This window comes from Mesonia profundi (assembly GCF_031085155.1).
Taxonomy (GTDB): domain Bacteria; phylum Bacteroidota; class Bacteroidia; order Flavobacteriales; family Flavobacteriaceae; genus Mesonia; species Mesonia profundi.
The window spans coordinates 20,169-40,013 of record NZ_JAVHUL010000029.1; the positions used below are offsets into that span (position 1 = coordinate 20,169).

At 38.6% G+C, this 19,845-nt stretch carries 9 protein-coding genes; 1 reads left to right on the forward strand and 8 read right to left on the reverse strand.

The window, feature by feature from the left end:
- Nucleotides 1-60 precede the first annotated feature (60 nt).
- The 8 genes from RBU60_RS10645 to RBU60_RS10680 form a co-directional block, all read right to left on the reverse strand.
- Entirely contained in the window at nt 61-1,959 is a 1,899-nt protein-coding gene (locus tag RBU60_RS10645; protein WP_308864963.1) for an amidophosphoribosyltransferase, read from the reverse strand.
- A gap of 72 nt (nt 1,960-2,031) precedes the next feature.
- Complete coding sequence (locus tag RBU60_RS10650) at nt 2,032-2,955, reverse strand: PfkB family carbohydrate kinase (RefSeq protein WP_308864964.1); 924 nt, start codon at nt 2,953-2,955, stop codon at nt 2,032-2,034.
- 164 nt (nt 2,956-3,119) lie between these two features.
- Nucleotides 3,120-5,021 (reverse strand): OmpA family protein, encoded by a 1,902-nt coding sequence (locus tag RBU60_RS10655; RefSeq protein WP_308864965.1) that lies wholly within the window; start codon nt 5,019-5,021, stop codon nt 3,120-3,122.
- A gap of 30 nt (nt 5,022-5,051) precedes the next feature.
- Nucleotides 5,052-5,981, reverse strand: a complete 930-nt coding sequence (locus tag RBU60_RS10660; RefSeq protein ID WP_308864966.1) for a PorP/SprF family type IX secretion system membrane protein — start codon at nt 5,979-5,981, stop codon at nt 5,052-5,054.
- 93 nt (nt 5,982-6,074) lie between these two features.
- Nucleotides 6,075-10,427 carry a choice-of-anchor L domain-containing protein gene (locus RBU60_RS10665; RefSeq protein WP_308864967.1) on the reverse strand — a complete coding sequence of 1,451 codons (4,353 nt, stop codon included), beginning with the start codon at nt 10,425-10,427 and terminating at the stop codon, nt 6,075-6,077.
- Between the two features lie 127 nt (nt 10,428-10,554).
- Nucleotides 10,555-12,456, reverse strand: a complete 1,902-nt coding sequence (locus RBU60_RS10670) for an OmpA family protein (RefSeq protein ID WP_308864968.1) — start codon at nt 12,454-12,456, stop codon at nt 10,555-10,557.
- 30 nt (nt 12,457-12,486) lie between these two features.
- Nucleotides 12,487-13,416 carry a PorP/SprF family type IX secretion system membrane protein gene (locus RBU60_RS10675; protein ID WP_308864966.1) on the reverse strand — a complete coding sequence of 310 codons (930 nt, stop codon included), beginning with the start codon at nt 13,414-13,416 and terminating at the stop codon, nt 12,487-12,489.
- A 93-nt stretch (nt 13,417-13,509) separates the two neighbouring features.
- Nucleotides 13,510-18,339 carry a T9SS type B sorting domain-containing protein gene (locus RBU60_RS10680; protein WP_308864970.1) on the reverse strand — a complete coding sequence of 1,610 codons (4,830 nt, stop codon included), beginning with the start codon at nt 18,337-18,339 and terminating at the stop codon, nt 13,510-13,512.
- A gap of 158 nt (nt 18,340-18,497) precedes the next feature.
- Between RBU60_RS10680 and hflX the strand changes: the two genes are divergently transcribed.
- Nucleotides 18,498-19,727, forward strand: coding sequence for a GTPase HflX (gene hflX / locus RBU60_RS10685; protein ID WP_308864971.1), 1,230 nt, complete (start codon nt 18,498-18,500; stop codon nt 19,725-19,727).
- Nucleotides 19,728-19,845: the final 118 nt, after the last annotated feature.

The window sequence follows — 19,845 nt, forward strand, 5'->3', positions numbered from 1 at the left end:
TTTATGAAAATAAAATGCACATTATTTTAAATAATCTGAATTTTATTTTTAAATCAACACTTAATAGGCTCTTTCGTTATTTCCTTCGTAAAAGTTTATAAAAGCTCTGTTCACTACTTTATTTCCTCCAGCCGTAGGATAGTCTCCCGTAAAGTACCAATCTCCTAAGTTATTAGGACAGGCTTCGTGTAATTTATCTACCGTTTGATAAATTACTTTCACTTCTGCATCCATTGAATTGTCGCTTAGCAGTTCGGCTATTTTATCTGAAACTTGCTCATTGGTAAATGGCGCATACACTTCTTTTACAAAATTCTGCACTTCAGCATCATTCAATTCGGTTTGGGCTTTACATTTTTTATACACCTCTTCAATGATACCATACTTATTATGATCTTTTAAAAGAGCTAATGCCGCTTTAAAAGCAATAAAATCTTCTAGCCTAGCCATATCAATACCATAACAGTCTGGGAAACGTATTTGAGGAGCAGAAGAAACTACAATGATCTTCTTAGGCCCTAATCTATCTAACATCTTTAAAATACTCATTTTTAAGGTAGTTCCCCTCACAATCGAGTCATCTATAATCACCAAATTGTCGGTTGGTTTTACCACACCATAGGTAATATCATAAACGTGTGCCACCAAATCATCTCTACTACTATCTTCTGTAATAAAGGTTCTAAGTTTCGCATCTTTTATCGCGATTTTTTCGGTACGCAAACGATGAGAAAGAATTTCAGTAAGGCGCTTATCTGTCAAATTTTCTTTCTCCTGTAATATCGCTTCATTTTTTTGTCGGTTCAATTCATCTTGAGCGGCTTCCACCATTCCATAAAAAGAAGTTTCAGCTGTATTGGGGATAAAAGAAAACACCGAGTTGATGGTGTCATAATCGATGGCTTTTAAAACATCTGGCATAATGAATTTACCCAAATTTTTACGTTCTTGATAAATTTCGGCATCACTTCCTCTAGAGAAATAAATGCGTTCAAAAGAACAAGCTTTTCTTTCTAAAGGCTCTACAATTTTCTTGATGGAAGTTGTTCCGTCTTTCTTGGTAATTAAAGCGTGTCCTGGCTCCAGTTCTTTTACATCTTCAAAAGCAACATCAAACACCGTTTGTATGACAGGTCTTTCTGAGGCTACTACCACTGCTTCATCATCCATATAATAATACACTGGTCGTATTCCTGCTGGATCCCTAAGCACAAAAGAATCTCCGTGACCCATAAGTCCCGCCATAGCATAACCACCATCCCAATCTTTAGAAGATTTTCTTAAGATTTTTGCTACGTTTAACTGCTCTGCAATATGTGGAGAAGCTTCCTGCTTGGAGAAGCCTTCTTTCTTTAATTTTTTATAAAGTTTTCTAACTTCAGAATCTAAAAAGTGACCAATCTTTTCCATTACCGTCACCGTATCTGCTTTCTCTTTAGGATGCTGCCCAAGCTCTACCAAGTTATCAAACATCTTAGATACATTGGTCATATTAAAATTCCCAGCAACGATAAGGTTACGGTGCATCCAGTTATTTTGACGTAAAAATGGGTGAACGTTTTCTAAACTGTTTTTCCCAAAAGTTCCATAACGCACGTGTCCTAAAAAGACCTCTCCTATATAAGGAATGTGCTTTTTTTGAGCCGCTACATCATCGGCATATTCAGGATGCTTAATGAGCTCCTCATTAATACGATCATTAATTTGAGCAAATATATCTTGGATAGGTTGCGCCTGATTAGAACGTACTCTGCTTATATAGCGTTCTCCTGGCTCTGTATCTAATTTTATACTTGCCAATCCCGCACCATCTTGCCCTCTGTTATGTTGTTTCTCTAACATAAGGTACATTTTATTTAGCCCGTAAAATGCGGTTCCGTATTTCTCCTTGTAGTATTCTAGGGGCTTTAGAAGTCTTACTTGTGCAATTCCACATTCGTGTTTTATAGCGTCGCTCATAATGATAGATCCCTTTGGGGTTTGTGTTGTTGTATAGGTATCAAAAAACCCTGCGCAAGGCAGGGCATTTGTTTAGTTTAAATCTATTTTGAATTGAGTAAGAGACTTGAAAACTTTTAATCTCTTATCTATTTCGTTGCTTTTTAAATCGATCATTCTTTCGGTGCCGAATTTCTCTACACAAAAAGAAGCTAAATTCGAGCCGTAGATAATCGCATTCTTCATATTCTCAAAAGAAGTGTCATTAGTTTGGGTTAAGTACCCTGCAAAGCCACCAGCAAAAGTATCTCCCGCTCCTGTTGGATCAAATACATCTTCTAAAGGTAGGGCGGGTGCAAAGAACATCTCATTTTCGTGAAATAACAAAGCGCCGTGTTCTCCCTTTTTAATTACTACATATTTTGGACCCATCTTAGAAATCTTACGTGCCGCTTTCACTAAAGAATACTCGCCAGAAAGCTGCCTAGCTTCTTCATCATTAATTGTAATGACATCTACTTTTGCAATCACTTGATAAAGTTCTTCCAAGGTATTATCCATCCAAAAATTCATGGTATCTAAGATGATAAGCTTAGGGCTATTCATTTGTTCAATCACACTCAATTGGACGAGTGGATGTAAGTTTCCCAACATAACCACTTCTGCATTTTTATAACTCTTAGGAACCACAGGTTGAAAATCTGCTAATACATTTAATTGGGTCTCTAGAGTATCACGAGAGTTCATATCATTGTGATATTTACCGCTCCAAAAGAATGTTTTACCGTCTTTAACAACTTCCAAACCTTCTGTGTTGATATTTTTTTGCTGAAATAAATCTAAATATTCCTGCGGAAAGTCTCCACCTACAACTGAAACAATTGCACTATCGACACCAAATTTTTCGGCTGCTAAACCTATATAAGTTCCAGCTCCTCCTAAAATCTTATCGGTTTTTCCAAAAGGCGTTTCTATAGCATCAAAAGCAACAGTTCCTACAATTAAAAGTTTACTCATGGGTTATGTAATTTTGTTGCAAATATACGCGGTTTTAAATAATATGTAGAATCTTACCGCCGAAATTCCTTTTTCTATAAACGGATAAGTTTTTCTACTGAAATAAAGCATGAAAAAAGCCCGTCTAACGAATTAGACGAGCTTTTATTTATAAACCTAGAATCTTATTCCTTTACGATTGTAAAAGAAGATCTTCTATTGAATTCAAATTGTTCTTCGGTACAAGAGTCACAGTCCACTTTTGGTGCAGACTCTCCCAATCCTTCACCGCTAATACGCGATTCATCAATCCCCTTAGAGATTACATATTGAACCGTGCTTTGTGCTCTACGCTCAGACAACTGCTGGTTGTAATTCGCTGCTCCACGCTTGTCGGTATGTGCTTCTACCTTGATTTTCATCTCTGGGTATTTCTTCATCACTGCTACCAGCTTATCCAATTCAAAAGCTGCTTGCTTACGGATATTAGATTTATCAAAATCAAACATAATAGGGTTCAACACCACTTCTTCTTCTTGGATGATTTTCTCTATAGGGCTTAATTCAATTACTAAATCTACTTCTCCTTCGGCATCTTCTCCAACCATAGAAGCATTGCTCTCATAGTCTTCTGCATTTACCTGAAAAACGTAAGGCTCATTAGCCATCAATGTAAAGTTAGCCACTCCATTATCATTAGTCATCTCACGGGCAATCTCATTCTCTTGGGAATCATAAACTACCACCTGAGCATTAGCTATCTCTGCTCCTGTTTCTTCATTGATCACCGTACTTGCCACCATAATCTCTTCCACGATTTGGATTTGATCTACACGGTAAATATTATCATTAGCTACTTTCCCTTCTAATGCCCCGCGGTTTGAGCTTACAAAGCCTGTCTCCTTTTCAACATCATAGCTATAAGCGAAGTCATCTCCACTACTATTTACCGGCTGACCTACGTTCTTCACTGCTCCAAAGCCATCGCCCGAAGTTTTCGCGTAAAAAACATCTAAACCTCCTAAGCCTAACTGGCCGTCACTAGAGAAGTAAAGCGTCCCTTCGCTATCTACGAATGGAAAACCTTCTCTTCCTTCGGTATTGATACCTGCGCCTAGATTTTGTGGACTTCCAAAGCTACCATTGCTTTTAATCTCCACCTTATAAAGGTCTGACATTCCTTTACCTCCGGGCATATCGCTAGAGAAGTAAAGCGTCTTCCCGTCTGGGCTAATTGCCGTATGTCCTGTTGAATATTCTGAGTCATTAAACGATACTTCTTGAATATCATCCCACTCCCCATTGATCAACTTGGCTTGGTATACCTTTAACTGCCCTATTCCATTAGAGTCTTTCTCATAGTCTCCATCTGAATAGTCATTACGGGTAAAGAACATCGTCTTTCCATCTGGAGTGATGCTCACCGTTCCTTCGTGGTACTTAGAATTTACATCTCCATCTAGCAGTTTTATATCCGTATAGCTATCTCCTTTCTTGGTTGCCTCATATATATCTAAAGTAGGCTGGTCGTTCCACCCATAATCTCTTCTAGACTTATTACGTGCCGATACAAAGTAAAGCTTGTTACCTACTGCGTAGGCTCCAAAGTCTTGATAGCTTGTATTGAGTTGTAATTTATTCACTGCAAACCTTGGCTCCCCATTTAAAAGTTGTGGAAGGTAGTCTGGGTTGGCTTTAAAAGCTTTTGCGCGCTCATCGTTCGGGGCTTTGCTTGCAAAATCTTGCATCGCAGCATTAGAAGCATCAAACTTCTTATTCGCCTTTAGCATTTGAGCGTAACGGTAATGCGCTTCTGCGCTTGCATTAGAGCTTGCTTTTAAGTGCAGCTTATAGTAACGTTCCGCCTGCTTGGTATTGTAAAGGTTGTAGTAAGAATCGGCTAAGCGCTCGTAAACGTAAGCATCTGCATCACCTTTAGAAACTAATTTCTCATAGTCCTTTATGGCTTCAACATATTCTAATCGGTCGTAATGCTTGTCTGCCTTTTTCGTAGACTTTTTTTGTGCATTTGCCACGCCACTAAACATAAACAGTAGGGCAGCGGCTATATAATATCTTTTTCTCATAATTAATAGTGTCTTGCGTTTGTTTGGGGTTTAGAAATAACGTGGAGATCTGTAAGTCTTCTTATTAAAGAAAACATCAAAGATCACAAAGGCTTCATAAGAAGGCTGATCAATATCTGATATAGAATGATCATAAGCAAATCCTATCTGCATCCAGTCGGTCGCACGAATACTCATCAATCCACTTACCGCATCTTCATAACGATAAGAGGCTCCTATCTCAAAGCGATCGTAGAACAAAAAGTTTGCATTCACATCAAAAGATAAAGGAGACTCAAAGGAACTCTTCACCAAAGTACTTGGCTTAAACTTCAAATTCTCTGACAATTGAAAAACATATCCTGCCGTAGCAAAATAGTGAAGCTCTTCATTACCATACTCACGCCCGTCTGGGTCTGCATCCAAATGCGTTGACTTTAGCATATTAGGAACAGAAACTCCCACATACCAATTATCGGTATAGTAAAGAAAACCAGCTCCAATATTAGGGTAGGTTTCATTAAGGTTGGCTGAAAATGCAGGATCTAAAGGTCCTAAATCCCCATTACCATCTTGAAGTTGCAAGTTAGTAAGTCCCACTTCGTGGAAGGTTGCGCCGGCTTTTATACCAAAGGCTAACTTCCCACTGGTGTTAAAATCTAAGGTGTAAGAGAAATCTGCATAAACATTAGTCTCTTTTACCGGTCCTATCTCATCTGAAATAGCTGAGAGTCCTAATCCTGTATTCTCGCCTATGGGAGAATGTGCAGAAAAAGTAAAGGTCTTAGGTGCTCCATCAAAGCCCGACCATTGATCACGGTATAATAAACCGATATTCAAGCTCTCCTTGGAACCTGCATAAGCAGGATTCACCACATTCATATTGTACATGTATTGGGTATACTGCGGGTCTTGCTGCGCAGATACATCCATGCTCCCTAGCAAGAAAATACCACACAAGGTTATATATAGTTTCTTCATTAGTTTTGTTTGTTTTGGGTTTTGCGATTATATAAAGAGAAAACTTCTGACCAGAGTATTACAACTCCAGCCAGATTGTCTTCTTGTTTATCTTTAGTTATTAGATTCTCTGTTCAAATAAATCCAGCCTTTCTTCACCTTTCCATACACAGGATCTGGTGAAGTGAACTCAATCACATAGAAATACGTAGCCGTTTGAAGCACGTCGCCGTCCTTGTCTTGACCACACCAATCATTTACATAATTGCTCTTCTCATACACCACGCGTCCATAACGACTGAAGATCTGAATATTCTTAATTCCAGTTCTATCTGATAAAAAGCTTAAATCTAAACAGTCATTCATTCCGTCAAGGTTTCCTGGAGAAAGTCCTTCACTAATCACACAACCTCCTTCGTAAGGGGCAATGGTTAAGTCTACACCTAAAGCTTCACTGTTTACTACACAACTATCTAAAGATACTTCTACAGAGTAGGTATCCATAGCAGCTACATCTTCTGTGTAGTTAGCAGTATATGTTGGCTCATCTGCAGCATCACTGATTAAGCTTCCATTCTTATACCAAGCATAGCTCAATAAAGAAGCATCAATACCATCAATGTTGGCCGTAAATGTAATCGAATAACTTGGTACACTTTCTTCACCTTCACAGTAGTTAAGCACCGTCGCTACCAGTTCTTGGTCTGCACTTAAGTTGACCGTATAGTCTGCTTCGCTTATCGTAATACTATGACTTGCAGCACAAGCAGCATCGCTATAAGCTTCTACCGTGTAGGTCCCAAATCCATAATCTACAGCGTTTACTATAGCACCAGTCTCTGGAATTGATGTCCCGTTATACGTCCACTCAAATGTAACACCCCCAACGCCCATCGCCGGAGTAGCATCAATGGTAACTCCGCCTACATCACAAGTAGAAATATCTCCACCCAAATCTATAGAAGGGGTGTTCCTAAAGCTTGCTACAAATGTTTCGGTTGCTTCACAACCATTATAAGTTGTAGTCACCGTATAACTCCCATCTTGGGTTATCGTAATAGATGGAGTGGTTTCATTGGTACTCCATAAGTACTCTACATTATCCAATTCATCAGCAGGAACACCTGTGACTACTGGGGTAAGAACAAAACTATTCGATTCTCCTTCTGGTGTACAAGGTATTTCTATACCATCAAAAGAAACATCATAATTACTAGAGTCAATAACAATAGTTTCGGTTGCTTCACAACCACCATCTGATGTAACCAGTACTTCATACTCCCCTGCTTCAGTAATAACAAGCGTACTTGCAGTTTCTCCAACAATCTCAACTCCATCTAAGAACCAAGCATAAGATACAGCATTGAATTGTGCTTCATTAAGCACATCTACATCTAGCTCCCCTGAACCTCCTCCACATATAAAAGTACTATCGGTAGTTAAATCTAATTCAGGAGCCTCAAAAAATTCAATATTAATTACATCTGTAAGACCACATGCACCAAAGTAAACTACGGCTACCGCATATTCACCAGGCTCAGTCACCTCAATAGTAGGCGTAGAGATAGGAATTTCAAATCCATCTTCATCTAAAATTGGATTTCCATCTGCATCTAATTCCACAAGAAGGTTTCCTTCATAATACCACTCAATGGTCGCATTTGAAGCATCTACAATCCCTGTATCTAATGTTACTGGATCTCCAGTACAATTTGCATTACCGTCTACAACAGTAAGGTCATCTCCTAAATCTATAGCACCAAAATCAAAACTACCCGCTGCTAAGAAAATACCAGAGTCATAAGAAGGATCTCCCCTATCTGCAATTACGAGTTTAAAATGGTATTGCTGACCAGGAACAACATTTGCTTCAGCCGTCATCATGGTTGTTCTTCCCTTAAAGTTAATGGGAGCAGTAATAGGAGAGATACCTGTATCTCCATAATATTCACCAAAGTATTCTTCATTTTCTGAAGAGCAATTATCGTTATGCACTTCATCTCTAATGGTAACTACCGAAATAGGATCTGTAGTTCCAGGAACAACAGCAATATTCACTGTATTACCATCTTCATCAGTCACCAAGAAAGCGAAAGAGTCTGAATAATTACATTGAAAAGTACCATACTCTTCTGAAGCGAATAAGAAATCAAAACTAATTTCACTAATAAATGGCACAAAGTCGAATTCTATCACAGAAGCATTATGTGAATCTCCTGAGTCTAATTCTGGTACAGCATTTTCTAAATCTGCATCTCCTGGCCAGTCATAACCTCCACCAGATTGAATGTCTGTTTCAGGACCTGGGGCATCATTTACATCACCCGAACTCATTAGCACTCCGCCTTCCATTGGGAAACTAGAACCATTTTGATTAAAATAACCTATCCCGTTCGTAGTTCCAAAATCTGTTCCTGTAGACGATGTAATATTGGTCACCTGCGTACAAGGATTATCAACTAAAACGTCTAACACCAGCTCTTCTACGGTATATTCAGTTGTACTCGTAGTAATTGGTGGTGACAATGTAGATACACAAAGATCAAAAGCTGAAGTTTGGTCTGGTGCTGGCGTTGCAGAGTATACTCTTATGTAATAAATCTCTCCAATGGTTAAACCATTAGCTGCACTTGAACTTGAGTTAAAATCATCTGAACAATATAATAAGTCTAAATTATCACAATCACTTCCTTCATAAACCGCATGATTTAAGTTGGTGGTAGATCCTGTAATATTTAATAAAGATATAGCATGATTCTCTGCAGTTGCTTCAAACCAAAACCACACATCATCATTTGACTCGCCAAAACAAGTGTTAGTTTCTGGAGAAGCTGTTGCAGCTGCTATAGTGCCTGGCTGTGTAGAAGTACATTCAGATGTACTATTCGCAGTAACCTCTATTGCTTCGCTACATTCGTCGTTAGGAGGAGGACAAGCAAATTGACTTAAGGTATCGCTAGACACAAAACAGTTGGAATCTTGGTTATTATCTATACTAATCGTAACATCTGTACCATTTGCATAAGGTCCAAAAGTATAGATCCCTGGCGCAGAGGCGATTTGATCGTTTGCTGTATCTCCGTCTGAAATTGTTACATCTGTAGCATCTCCCAGATCTATCACATTCGCTTCTACCGTAAATCCTTCTGTACCAGCATCTGCATCACAGATATCTACTACATCAAATTCAGCTTCTATATTTATACATGTGTTTTCTGTAATCGTTAGCGTATATTCTGTAGATTGAGGTGTTGCCCAAGTTGAAATTAAAATATAATAGGTTTCTCCTCCAGTAACCACATAATCTTGAATATCTAAATCATCGCTACCATAGCTGTTAGTCAAACCTGTTTGACACCCTACTCCAATATCTGCACAACTTGAGTAGATAAACATCCCTACATAATTTGAAGTAATGTCTGATAATATAATATCTACGGAAGTATCCGTTGTTGGCGTATACTCATACACAACATCATCACCATTCAGGTAACTAGTCGTAGTACTACATCCGTCTGCTCCTGGAGAACCTGAATAATCATCTCCGTAAAGGGAAGTATCATCATTGGTTACATAAGGAAGAGGTTCTGTCACCTGAATGGCATTTTCACACAAAGACCCTGTAGAAGGTGGCGTTACTGTAGTAAAGCTTTGCTCTACACATCCGGTTGCATTTCCGTTCGCATTGTAAGGAACGATAGTCACAAAGTATTCTTGATCAAAGGTAAAATTATCCACAGGATCGTAAGAAGTGGACAAACCAAGATCTTCTGCATCTAAGATATCTGTAGCTCCAGCCGAGGTACCAATACTAAGGATGTAGCCTGTAGCAATTCCTGTGGCTTGAGACCAGTTGATATTACTATCAATTACCACATCCACATCTCCATCTGCTGGACTCGTTAAATTAGCGTCACAGTTAGGAGCCTGAGTAGTCACTTGCGTAGCTAAAATATTATCATAATATAAAAAATAATCTCCCGCTGTCCAAGTAGCATTAAACCTTAACTGAAAATCTGATCCCGTAGGCAAATCTGCTCCAGCAATAGTATATGTTTTCGTAGCACAATCTGCAGATACTACATGGTTTGAATCATCTATAGTACCTATATTAATCCAAGTAGCACCTTCATCTGTAGAATAGTCTATCGTAAAATTACCCCATCCTGCTGCGGTAGGGCCTGTTGCTGCATAATAATCTACAATCTTGTAATCAAAGCTTAGCGTTAGGTCTGTAGCATTAGATTGTCCAACTATGTTCGGAGTTGTAATATTTCCGACAGAGTTAAATTCATAAAAATTCTTCCTAACGCTATCACCACTACACGTTTCTATAGCAGTTGTTTGGAATGATCCCGACCATTCTGGCGGAATTCCATTTTCGAAAGTCTCCATGATACCAATTTGCCCAAAAGAAGACAAATAACTAAACATGATCATAAAGATTAATAGTAGGTTTTTCTTCACGGTTAAGTATTTTAGGGTTAAGGACTCAAGATATAAAATTTTATTAAATAATAGTTAAAAAAGCAAAAAGTCTTAACAATCCAGTTAAGACTTTTTGTGATTAATACCAATACTAGTATTTAAATACTTATTTCTCTATAATTCTAAATACAGATCTTCTATTGAGTTCAAATTGTTCTTCGGTACAAGAGTCACAGTCCACTTTTGGTGCAGACTCTCCCAACCCTTCACCGCTAATACGCGATTCATCAATCCCCTTAGAGATTACATATTGAACCGTGCTTTGTGCTCTACGCTCAGACAACTGCTGGTTGTAATTCGCTGCTCCACGCTTGTCGGTATGTGCTTCTACCTTGATTTTCATCTCTGGGTATTTCTTCATCACTGCTACCAGCTTATCCAATTCAAAAGCTGCTTGCTTACGGATATTAGATTTATCAAAATCAAACATAATAGGGTTCAACACCACTTCTTCTTCTTGGATGATTTTCTCTATAGGGCTTAATTCAATTACTAAATCTACTTCTCCTTCGGCATCTTCTCCAACCATAGAAGCATTGCTCTCATAGTCTTCTGCATTTACCTGAAAAACGTAAGGCTCATTAGCCATCAATGTAAAGTTAGCCACTCCATTATCATTAGTCATCTCACGGGCAATCTCATTCTCTTGGGAATCATAAACTACCACCTGAGCATTAGCTATCTCTGCTCCTGTTTCTTCATTGATCACCGTACTTGCCACCATAATCTCTTCCACGATTTGGATTTGATCTACACGGTAAATATTATCATTAGCTACTTTCCCTTCTAATGCCCCGCGGTTTGAGCTTACAAAGCCTGTCTCCTTTTCAACATCATAGCTATAAGCGAAGTCATCTCCACTACTATTTACCGGCTGACCTACGTTCTTCACTGCTCCAAAGCCATCGCCCGAAGTTTTCGCGTAAAAAACATCTAAACCTCCTAAGCCTAACTGGCCGTCACTAGAGAAGTAAAGCGTCCCTTCGCTATCTACGAATGGAAAACCTTCTCTTCCTTCGGTATTGATACCTGCGCCTAGATTTTGTGGACTTCCAAAGCTACCATTGCTTTTAATCTCCACCTTATAAAGGTCTGACATTCCTTTACCTCCGGGCATATCGCTAGAGAAGTAAAGCGTCTTCCCGTCTGGGCTAATTGCCGTATGTCCTGTTGAATATTCTGAGTCATTAAACGATACTTCTTGAATATCATCCCACTCCCCATTGATCAACTTGGCTTGGTATACCTTTAACTGCCCTATTCCATTAGAGTCTTTCTCATAGTCTCCATCTGAATAGTCATTACGGGTAAAGAACATCGTCTTTCCATCTGGAGTGATGCTCACCGTTCCTTCGTGGTACTTAGAATTTACATCTCCATCTAGCAGTTTTATATCCGTATAGCTATCTCCTTTCTTGGTTGCCTCATATATATCTAAAGTAGGCTGGTCGTTCCACCCATAATCTCTTCTAGACTTATTACGTGCCGATACAAAGTAAAGCTTGTTACCTACTGCGTAGGCTCCAAAGTCTTGATAGCTTGTATTGAGTTGTAATTTATTCACTGCAAACCTTGGCTCCCCATTTAAAAGTTGTGGAAGGTAGTCTGGGTTGGCTTTAAAAGCTTTTGCGCGCTCATCGTTCGGGGCTTTGCTTGCAAAATCTTGCATCGCAGCATTAGAAGCATCAAACTTCTTATTCGCCTTTAGCATTTGAGCGTAACGGTAATGCGCTTCTGCGCTTGCATTAGAGCTTGCTTTTAAGTGCAGCTTATAGTAACGTTCCGCCTGCTTGGTATTGTAAAGGTTGTAGTAAGAATCGGCTAAGCGCTCGTAAACGTAAGCATCTGCATCACCTTTAGAAACTAATTTCTCATAGTCCTTTATGGCTTCAACATATTCTAATCGGTCGTAATGCTTGTCTGCCTTTTTCGTAGACTTTTTTTGTGCATTTGCCACGCCACTAAACATAAACAGTAGGGCAGCGGCTATATAATATCTTTTTCTCATAATTAATAGTGTCTTGCGTTTGTTTGGGGTTTAGAAATAACGTGGAGATCTGTAAGTCTTCTTATTAAAGAAAACATCAAAGATCACAAAGGCTTCATAAGAAGGCTGATCAATATCTGATATAGAATGATCATAAGCAAATCCTATCTGCATCCAGTCGGTCGCACGAATACTCATCAATCCACTTACCGCATCTTCATAACGATAAGAGGCTCCTATCTCAAAGCGATCGTAGAACAAAAAGTTTGCATTCACATCAAAAGATAAAGGAGACTCAAAGGAACTCTTCACCAAAGTACTTGGCTTAAACTTCAAATTCTCTGACAATTGAAAAACATATCCTGCCGTAGCAAAATAGTGAAGCTCTTCATTACCATACTCACGCCCGTCTGGGTCTGCATCCAAATGCGTTGACTTTAGCATATTAGGAACAGAAACTCCCACATACCAATTATCGGTATAGTAAAGAAAACCAGCTCCAATATTAGGGTAGGTTTCATTAAGGTTGGCTGAAAATGCAGGATCTAAAGGTCCTAAATCCCCATTACCATCTTGAAGTTGCAAGTTAGTAAGTCCCACTTCGTGGAAGGTTGCGCCGGCTTTTATACCAAAGGCTAACTTCCCACTGGTGTTAAAATCTAAGGTGTAAGAGAAATCTGCATAAACATTAGTCTCTTTTACCGGTCCTATCTCATCTGAAATAGCTGAGAGTCCTAATCCTGTATTCTCGCCTATGGGAGAATGTGCAGAAAAAGTAAAGGTCTTAGGTGCTCCATCAAAGCCCGACCATTGATCACGGTATAATAAACCGATATTCAAGCTCTCCTTGGAACCTGCATAAGCAGGATTCACCACATTCATATTGTACATGTATTGGGTATACTGCGGGTCTTGCTGCGCAGATACATCCATGCTCCCTAGCAAGAAAATACCACACAAGGTTATATATAGTTTCTTCATTAGTTTTGTTTGTTTTGGGTTTTGCGATTATATAAAGAGAAAACTTCTGACCAGAGTATTACAACTCCAGCCAGATTGTCTTCTTGTTTATCTTTAGTTATTAGATTCTCTGTTCAAATAAATCCAGCCTTTCTTCACCTTTCCATACACAGGATCTGGTGAAGTGAACTCAATCACATAGAAATACGTAGCCGTTTGAAGCACGTCGCCGTCCTTGTCTTGACCACACCAATCATTTACATAATTGCTCTTCTCATACACCACGCGTCCATAACGACTGAAGATCTGAATATTCTTAATTCCAGTTCTATCTGATAAAAAGCTTAAATCTAAACAGTCATTCATTCCGTCAAGGTTTCCTGGAGAAAGTCCTTCACTAATCACACAACCTCCTTCGTAAGGGGCAATGGTTAAGTCTACACCTAAAGCTTCACTGTTTACTACACAACTATCTAAAGATACTTCTACAGAGTAGGTATCCATAGCAGCTACATCTTCTGTGTAGTTAGCAGTATATGTTGGCTCATCTGCAGCATCACTGATTAAGCTTCCATTCTTATACCAAGCATAGCTCAATAAAGAAGCATCAATACCATCAATGTTGGCCGTAAATGTAATCGAATAACTTGGTACACTTTCTTCACCTTCACAGTAGTTAAGCACCGTCGCTACCAGTTCTTGGTCTGCACTTAAGTTGACCGTATAGTCTGCTTCGCTTATCGTAATACTATGACTTGCAGCACAAGCAGCATCGCTATAAGCTTCTACCGTGTAGGTCCCAAATCCATAATCTACAGCGTTTACTATAGCACCAGTCTCTGGAATTGATGTCCCGTTATACGTCCACTCAAATGTAACACCCCCAACGCCCATCGCCGGAGTAGCATCAATGGTAACTCCGCCTACATCACAAGTAGAAATATCTCCACCCAAATCTATAGAAGGGGTGTTGTTAAAAATAACTTCCACATCATCTGAAGCCACACAACCATCAATCGTTATCGTTACGGTATAAACATCAGCTTGGGTTACTGTTATCGTTTCTGTACTCCCTACACTATCTCCTGAAGAATTAACCCAGTCATAAGTTGCATTTGCAGTATCTGCTCCAGCTACTGCTGCGATTAAACTAACCTCTTCTGCATCACATGCAGACTGATCTGCTCCAGCATCCACCGTAAAATCTGCTGTGGTAACTTCTATAGTTATAGAAGAATCACAAGTTTGACTTGTTGCATTTCCATCATCGTCTAATACCACTCCAGAAACATCTATCGTATAAAACCCTGCTTGCGTTACGGTTAATGTAGCTTGAGTTTCCCCAGTTAAAGGACCGTTTTCATCTGACCATTGATAAGTAACTCCATCAAAAGCACCAGGATTAGCAATAGTAGCATCCAAAGTTGTAGAAGTTGAACCACAGAACGAAACTGTATCATCAACATTTGAAAGGTCTGGCCCTTCAGAATAAATTACCGTAAATATCTCTTGCTGTAATTCTCCTGCGTTGTTAAAGGTATCTAATCTATAAATACCTTCTTCAGCAACCGTTAGATCCATAGTATCCTCTCCATCGATGACATTAAAATCACCATTCGCATCTTGCATATACCATACATAAGCTAGTGCTGTTGGGTATTGAGAGGTTAAGGTTACAGGATCATCTCCACAGGCATACGTAGTATTTTCATCTATTATACTACAATCTGTAGAACCGTCTCCTCCGGTTTGATTAAGCGTTATAAAACCTGGTTGCCCACTATAATTAGTAATCAACAACACATACACTTCTCCTTCCTGTGCATTTTCTATTCCGAAAGTTTCCTCTGGAGCTGCAGAATAACTACAACCATCTCCAGCAGCACTATCTGGCACTTGATTTTGTACCGTTAAACCATTACACGCACTATCTACATCATTAAAAGGTCCCCAGGCGATGAAATCTACATCTAAGCCTGTACCGTTAGGGTTTCCATTATCATCAAAAGACGTGTTTTGAACCATCTCGATAGATAAATCTCCAGGATCTTGTATTTGCAAAAAGTACCATACGGGATTAGGCTGTGAAAATAAACAACCGTAATCTATTCCCGGAGGTGCTGTAGTCCCAGTGCTATTGTCTACGTTTGGAAAGAGTAGACCTTCATCAGAACAGAAAGGTTCTGCTTCTATACAAGGGATTGGAGGACAGGCGTCTGAATTAATTATTTCACTATTTATGACACAGTTAGGGTCATCTAAATTTTCTGTAGTGATGACCACATCGGTATCATAAGCATAAGGACCAAATGAAACAATACCTACCGTAGTCAAGGTTTGCGGTGCACTTCCTTGGTCATCTGTAATTTCAACAGAACCTGCCGAACCTAAATCGGTTATTTCTACATCAATAGAGTATTCTTGGTTAGCAGGGTCACAGTCTTTAAAGTATGTCGCTTGAGGATTCACACAAGTAGCACAAGCTACTGTAATATCTATTGGTGTATAATCGTTACTTTCACAACTGGTAAAACCATTAGATATTAATCGTACCGTAATATTATCTCCTGTAGATTGAAAGGTAAGCCCCGATAAATCTCCACCATTTCCTGTTCCATTATACAATTGGGTAGTACCATCACTATCTAAAATGATAAAGTCATCTCCAAAAGTTGACATTTGTCCAGCATTAATAGTAAGGTTTAACACCGTCCCATCATCACTGGTAAATACAATTTCATTGGTTTCGTCGTTACCATAACAAAAACTTGCGTTTTGTGGACCAGCAGCACATTCTACAGTTAATGCCGTACAATATTCTTGCGTAAGATCACCGCTGTTAATTTCACAGTTTATATCGTCTGCATTTAAGACAGAAATATTTATCAAGTCTCCATTCACATAAGGACCAAAAGTATAAGTACCTGTCGCAGCAATCGTTTGATCATTAGCTGTATCTCCGTCTGAAAGGATCAAATCTGTTGCACTTCCTAAATCTGTAATCTCCACATCAATTAAGAACTGAGGATCTACAGCACAATCTGCAACCACCTCAAAGTTAACTTGAGGATTTACACAAGTGGCACAAGCCACCGTATAATCTAAAGAATCATAAGTACTATTTGATTGACAAGAACCACTACCATCTGGTGTAATTTTTACTGTGATCTCTGCTCCTGTAGATTGAAAACTCAATCCGGCTAAATCTCCTGTATTTCCGTAACCGTTATAAAGCTCTGTCGTGCCATCGCTATCCAATACAATAAACTCATCATAATTATTCTCTACATTACCAGAATTTACGTTCAAGTTTAAAGGTGTTGTCCCATCTGTACTTATATAAGTAATTTCGTAAACTTCCCCACTATCATAACAGTAGACCACATTAAAAGGACCATCTACAGCACAATCTAAGTAAGTCTCTGTACAATATTCTTGGGTTAAGGTTGGACTATCTATAAAACAGCTAACATCTTGATTATTATTAACCGTAATATTTACGTCTGTCCCATTTGCATAAGGTCCAAAAGATAATAAGTCAGGTGCATCGATAGTTTCTGTGGTGGTCCCATCAGAAATATTTAGATCTTCTGCATCGCCAATATCTGTTATATCCACTTCTACAAAAAATTCAGGTCCATCAATACAATTTCCTACTACTTCAAAGCTTACCGTAGGATTAATACACGTATTCTCTAATATAGATAAGGTATAATCTACAGTTTGTGGCGCTGCCCAGGTAGATATTAAAATATAATAGGTTTCTCCACCTGTAACCACGTAATCCTGAATCTCCATATCATCTGAACTGAAACCATTAGCGATTCCATCTTGACAAGCAGTTCCTATATCTTCACAACTAGAATAAATAAACATTCCGACATAGTTACCCGATAAATCTGATAAAATTATATCTACAGAAGTATCTTCTGTTGGCGTATATTCATATACAACGTCATCTCCATTTAAATAACCAGATGCACTTCCACAATCTGTACCAGGAGAACCACTATAATCATCTTCATAATTTGAGGTGCTATCTGTAGTAACATAAGGAAGCGGCTCCGTTACAGGAATAGCATCTTCACAAACAGTTCCTTGTGGAGGGGCACTTTCTGTAGTGAAACTTTGCTCCTCGCATCCTGTTGCATCTCCATTGTCATTATAAGGTACAATCGTTACAAAATATTCTTGATCGAATAACAGGTTAGTTGCCAAGTCATAAGATAAAGTAAACCCTACATCTTCGTTATCTAAAATATCTGTACTACCAGAAGTTGTACCGATACTTAAAAAGTATCCAGAAGGTAAACCTGAAGCTTGAGACCAGTTAATGTTAGTTTCAACAACTACATCTGTAGCTCCATCAACTGGATTACTCAACAAAGCATCACAACTTGGCGCTTCATCAGTTTCTTGCGTTGCAATGATATTATCATAATACACATAATAATCTCCACTAGCCCAAGTAATGTCCAGTTTTAACTGAAAATCTGTTCCTTCTGGCAAATCGGCAGCTGCTACGGTATAGGTTTTTGTAGCACATTCTGCAGAAACCACATGGTTAGAATCATCTATAGTATCTACATTGACCCAAGTTGTTCCTCCATCAGTAGAATATTCTACTAAAAAGCTCCCCCATCCTGCAGGAGTAGCGTTTGTGGGTACAGACCAATTTACAATTTTGTAATCAAAACTAAGGGTCAAATCTGTAGCATTTGATTGTCCCAAAATATTGGGAGAGGTTAAGTTACCTGAAGCATTAGTGCTCGAATACAAATTATCACGAACACTTTGTCCTGAACAAGCTTGAGTTGCGCTTGCCAGAAAACTACTCGTCCATTCCGCAGGTATTCCGTTTTCGAAATTTTCTATAATACCTATCTGCCCAAAGGATGAGAGGTAACTGAAAATCACACCTAATAGAAGTAATTTTTTTTTCATGGGATATATATTTTTTAGCAATTAACATTGTTAATAATGACGCTAAATATACAAAAAATTGGCTCTTTCTTAACAAAAAGTTGTTAAATAATTTTCGTTAAAGAAATTTCTCGGCTATAAAAATCCTTTTCGTATTTTTGACTCTAAATAAGAGCTAAATGATAGAGAAAGAAGAAATTGAATATGAGAAATCGGTCTTAATTGGGATTATCCATAAATTTCAAGATGAGGAAAAATCCGAAGAATATTTAGAAGAACTAGAATTTCTAACCTATACCGCTGGAGGTGAGGTCTTAAAACGATTCACTCAAAAACTCGATGTGCCCAACCCGAAAACTTTTATAGGAACAGGGAAAATGGACGAGGTGCGAGTTTTTGTAGAAGAACATGATATAGGAACCGCTATTTTTGATGATGAATTAAGTCCTGCGCAACAAAAAAATATTGAGAAAATTTTAAAATGTAAAGTAATAGATAGGACCTATCTTATTCTTGACATTTTTGCACAACGCGCTAAAACTAGCTACGCACGCACCCAAGTAGAGTTGGCGCAATACGAATATTTGCTGCCTCGATTAACTGGTTTATGGACACACTTAGAGAGACAACGTGGTGGGATTGGAATGCGAGGACCGGGAGAAACCGAAATTGAAACGGATAGACGTATTGTAAGAGATAAAGTTTCTCAGCTTAAAAACAAGCTAAAAACCATCGATAAACAGATGGCGGTACAGCGAGGAAATCGCGGCCAGCTGGTAAGAGTTGCTTTGGTGGGGTACACCAACGTAGGGAAATCTACTTTAATGAATGTGATTAGTAAAAGTGAAGTCTTTGCCGAAAACAAGCTTTTTGCGACTTTAGATACTACCGTACGTAAAGTAGTGATTAGGAACTTGCCATTTTTATTAACCGATACTGTTGGGTTTATTAGAAAACTACCTACGCAACTGGTGGAGTCTTTTAAATCTACTTTGGACGAGGTGAGAGAAGCCGACCTACTTTTACATGTAGTTGATATTGCTCATCCTAATTTTGAAGATCATATTGCTTCGGTGAACCAAATTTTAGATGAAATTGAAAGTGCCGATAAACCGATATTGATGGTTTTTAATAAAATTGATGCTTATGAACCCGAATTAATTGAAGAAGATGATTTAATTACCGAAAAAACTCCCGCTCACAACACTTTGGAAGAGTGGGAACGCACTTGGATGAATCGCTTAGGTGATAATGTTTTATTTATCTCTGCCCTTAATAAGGAGAACATCGAAGAGTTTAGGAAAAAAGTATACGAAGCGGTAAGAGAAATACATGTTACGCGTTTTCCCTATAACAATTTCCTTTATCCCGAATATGACAAATATACTGGGGAGATTGAGGAAGATTAATCAGAAAAAGATTGGAGATTATGTATAAAAAAATAATTAATTAACCCGTTGTGCATTATGATTTAAAAGAAAAAAGTTGTTCATCTTACTGATAATCAGTAACTTGTTTTAGCTATAA

Coding starts and splice junctions, on each gene's coding strand:
- RBU60_RS10645 (WP_308864963.1), bottom strand. CDS start 1,959: ATGAGCGACGCTATAAAACACGAATGTGGAATTGCACAAGTAAGACTT.
- RBU60_RS10650 (WP_308864964.1), bottom strand. CDS start 2,955: ATGAGTAAACTTTTAATTGTAGGAACTGTTGCTTTTGATGCTATAGAA.
- RBU60_RS10655 (WP_308864965.1), bottom strand. CDS start 5,021: ATGAGAAAAAGATATTATATAGCCGCTGCCCTACTGTTTATGTTTAGT.
- RBU60_RS10660 (WP_308864966.1), bottom strand. CDS start 5,981: ATGAAGAAACTATATATAACCTTGTGTGGTATTTTCTTGCTAGGGAGC.
- RBU60_RS10670 (WP_308864968.1), bottom strand. CDS start 12,456: ATGAGAAAAAGATATTATATAGCCGCTGCCCTACTGTTTATGTTTAGT.
- RBU60_RS10675 (WP_308864966.1), bottom strand. CDS start 13,416: ATGAAGAAACTATATATAACCTTGTGTGGTATTTTCTTGCTAGGGAGC.
- RBU60_RS10680 (WP_308864970.1), bottom strand. CDS start 18,339: ATGAAAAAAAAATTACTTCTATTAGGTGTGATTTTCAGTTACCTCTCA.
- hflX (WP_308864971.1), top strand. CDS start 18,498: ATGATAGAGAAAGAAGAAATTGAATATGAGAAATCGGTCTTAATTGGG.